This window comes from Pseudoxanthomonas sp. LjRoot204_2, assembly GCF_056175765.1.
Map to the genome: position 1 here is coordinate 1 of NZ_JBGFFG010000363.1, position 3,450 is coordinate 3,450.

Here is a 3,450-nt window from a genome sequence, read left to right on the forward strand (position 1 = left end):
TCGGTACATCGCGCGGGTCGTAATGGGGTGCGGCGGCCTTCGTTGCCCATTCGCGAAGGCGGCTTTCGCGCGCCAGCACGGGCACGGCGGCGTGGGTCATCGTCAGGGGACAGCTGGTGCCCGCCTCCGCCTGATGGTGCAGATAGCTGAGTGCAGCGCGCGCGACATGCGCGCCGGGGGCCGGCGCGTGCCACGACAGCCCGGCGACACCGTGCGTCTTAGCAACATCCATCAACCGGTGATAGGCGGGATGGAACTCGACCAGGTCGATGCGACGGCCCGAACGGTCATGCGTGCGCAGGCGCGGCCGGTCGCGGTTCGCGTCGAACCCGAGCCGATACAGCTCGTCGCCCGCGAGTGCGCCGTAGCCGGCAAGCCGCGCAGCGAACGCCCCGCCTCCTTCGCCTACCACGGCCTCACGCAGCACCACGTCGTCCTTCCACAGGTCGCGCGGCTCGAACGGCGGCGGCTGGTTTTCTACACGATGCGTTTCGAAGAGGGACTCGTCCATCACCGGCTCCTGCTGACGCGTCCGATTCTCGCGCAAATCACCGCGTGGCGCGGCCGGCAGGCGGGCCGCCGCCGTCTTGCCTAGACCGATGGCGCCACGTCGCCGAGTGCACGCAGGAAATCCGCCTTCAGCTTCAACGTGCCGAAGAATCCGTGCTGCGTGCCGCTCAACACCCGCAGCATGTGTCCCCGCCCGCCAGGCAGTCGACCGGCCGGCAGGAAGGCGACGTCACGCGCGTGCGCCACCCAGTCGCGGTCGGACTGGAAGATCGGGGTCAGCCAGCGGCTCCAGAACTGATAAACCCCGACATGCGCCTGCCGCTGCCGCTGGTAGGCGTGCAATGCGGCGGGAACACCGGTGTGCGTGCGCAGCGCGTCGCGCAACGCCATCGCATCCATCAAGGCCATGTTGACGCCCTGCCCGAGCTGCGGACTCATCCCGTGGGCCGCATCGCCCACGACGACGAGCCGGTCGCGGTGCCACCGGCCCAGGGTGATGTCGCGATAGCTGGCGCGCGCCAACTGGTCGGGATCGAGGGTGTCGGCGAGGCGCGCGTCCGCCTCGGGCCACAGCTGAGCGATCTCGTCGCGCCAGGCGGTCAGTCCACGCRTGCGCCAGTCATCGAAATCGGCGATGGGCAGGCTCCAGAAGAAGCTCATCCGCGGCGTGTCGTCACCGGGCCGCGTGCCTACCGGCAGCAGGCCGATCATCTTGCGTGCCGCCACGTAACGCTGCCGAAGCTCATCGCCCCAGGCCCAGTCGCCTTGCGGCACCAGCCGCCACAGTGCGCCCCAGGGGTAGACTGCTTCGCGCTTCACCGCACCGGTGGCGCCGCGCAGCTTCGACGCCGATCCGTCCGCCGCGATCACCAGATCGAACGGACCATGCCAGCGGCCGTGCTGGTCGCGGATGCGGCGGGTATCGTCACCGACCGCTTCGATGGCGTGGCCCCGATGCACCTCACCGTGCGCCGCCCAGGCCTCCGACAGCAGCGAGAACAACGCGCCACGTTGCATGCCCAGGCCGAACAGCCGGGCATCCAGACCGGCGTAGCGCATGTCCATCACCGCGCGACCGCAGGGCGTCTCACCGTACAGGCGGTTCACGCGTCGGCCGTGCGCCATCACGTCCTGCAGCAACCCCAGTTCCCACAGCACCTGCAGTCCGGTGGGCTGCAGCAGGAAACCGGCGCCGACCGGCCCCAGTTCCGGTGCGCGCTCGAACACCTCCACCCGGTGTCCGTCACGCGACAGCAGCACGGCTGCGGCCTGGCCCGCGGTGCCGTAGCCGATGATCGCGATGTGCTGGGCATCCATGGCGCGAAGCGTCCCTTGGTCGTGCGGCGAACCGGTGCAGCGGAAACGACAGGCGTTAAAAAACCCCGCCGGAGCGGGGTTCAAGAAAATCGTCTTGGATCAGGCTGCCGGCGTGATGTTGGATGCCTGTGCGCCCTTCGGGCCCTGGGTCAGCTCGTAACTGACGCGCTGGCCTTCCTGCAGGCTGCGGAAGCCCTTGCTGTTGATGGCGGTGTGGTGCGCAAAGACATCGGCGCTGCCATCTTCTGGCGCGATGAATCCGAAGCCCTTGGCATCGTTGAACCATTTCACGGTACCGTACGGCATAGCGCTTGTATTTCCTTTTCTGGATGCGGGTGGAATGTGTGGCATGACGTCACACCCGCCGAGTATGCAAAGCCCGGCGCGCGTTGACAATCACCCTCGCGCCAACGCGGCCACCAGGGCGGGGATGCCGGCAGAGGCGGCGGCGACGTTCGCCAGCACCTCCTCCATCGTGATCTCTTCATCGGTGCCGCAGCCGGCGGCCCAGTTCGCGACGATCGCGAGGCAGGCGTATTCCAGGCCCATTTCCCGTGCCAGRCCTGCTTCCGGCATGCCCGTCATGCCGACCAGGTCGCATCCGTCGCGACGCATCCGACGGATCTCCGCACGCGTCTCCAGGCGCGGCCCCTGGGTAGCGCCGTAGCAACCGCCATCGACCAGGGCGACACCCGCCTCATGCGCGGCCGCCAGGATCTGCTGACGAAGTAAATGCGTGTATGGATCACCGAAGTCCACATGCAGCACGTCCGTCCCGGGCTCCTCGCAAACGGTCGAGACACGACCCCAGGTGTAGTCGATCAGCTGGTCCGGGCATGCCAGCACGCGCGGACCACAGGCATCGGTGATGCCGYCCACGGTGTTCAACGCCAGCACGCGCGTCGCGCCGAGGTCCTTCAGCGCCTGCAGGTTCGCGCGGTAGTTGATCTTGTGCGGCGGCACCGAATGACCCTCGCCATGGCGCGCGAGGAAGGCCACACGCTGGCCGTCCAGCAGCCCGACACGGACYGGACCGGACGGCGCGCCGAAGCGCGTGTCGAGGTCATGGGCCTGCACGTCCTGCAGGTCCGCCAGCTTGTAGACGCCGGTACCGCCGATGACGGCGAGCGCGATGTCGCCCATGGCTCAGTCCTTCAACGCGTAGATGCCCGGCAGGTTGCGGCCCTGCTCGTGGTAGTCCATGCCGAACCCGAACACATACCGGTCCGCCACCTCCAGCCCCACGTAGTCCGCGCAGATGCCCGCCACGCAGCGGTCATGCTGCTTGGTTGTCAGCGCGGCGATGCGTACGTCGGTGGCGCCCTGCTCCAGGCACCACTGCTTCACGGCAAGCAGCGTGTGGCCCTCGTCGAGGATGTCGTCCACCAGCAGCACGCGGCGGCCATACAGCGCCGTCGCCGGGCGGTGCTTCCACACCAGTTCGCCACCGGTGGTCTCGCCGCGGTAGCGGGTGGCATGCAGGTAATCGAATTCCAGGTCCAGCCCCAACGCACCCAGTTCCAGCGACAGCTGGCCGGCGAACGGCAGCGCACCATGCATGATGGTCAGGTAGACCGGCACTTCGCCGGCGTAGTCGCGCGCGATCGGCGCGGCCATCTGCGC

The 3,450-nt window shown here is 68.3% G+C and carries 4 protein-coding genes and 1 pseudogene; all 5 read right to left on the reverse strand.

Annotated features, from left to right (window positions below; genetic code table 11):
- A pseudogene (locus AC04L7_RS14770) lies at window positions 1-511 on the reverse strand (DNA alkylation response protein); the annotation flags it as partial.
- 80 nt (window positions 512-591) lie between these two features.
- A complete protein-coding gene (locus AC04L7_RS14775; RefSeq protein WP_475513292.1) occupies window positions 592-1,827 on the reverse strand; it encodes an FAD-dependent oxidoreductase in 1,236 nt (411 codons plus the stop codon).
- A gap of 99 nt (window positions 1,828-1,926) precedes the next feature.
- The gene (locus tag AC04L7_RS14780; protein WP_055942196.1) at window positions 1,927-2,133 is read right to left on the reverse strand and encodes a cold-shock protein; all 207 of its coding nucleotides are present in this window, start codon (window positions 2,131-2,133) and stop codon (window positions 1,927-1,929) included.
- Window positions 2,134-2,223: 90 nt separating this feature from the next.
- Window positions 2,224-2,970, reverse strand: a complete 747-nt coding sequence (locus AC04L7_RS14785; protein WP_475513293.1) for an S-methyl-5'-thioinosine phosphorylase — start codon at window positions 2,968-2,970, stop codon at window positions 2,224-2,226.
- A 3-nt stretch (window positions 2,971-2,973) separates the two neighbouring features.
- Window positions 2,974-3,450: hypoxanthine-guanine phosphoribosyltransferase (locus AC04L7_RS14790; RefSeq protein WP_475513294.1), on the reverse strand; the 477-nt coding region annotated here is incomplete at its 5' end.

Bases quoted from the DNA above. Each gene is read 5' to 3' on its own strand.
- AC04L7_RS14780 (WP_055942196.1), bottom strand. From the start codon at position 2,133: ATGCCGTACGGTACCGTGAAATGGTTCAACGATGCCAAGGGCTTCGGA.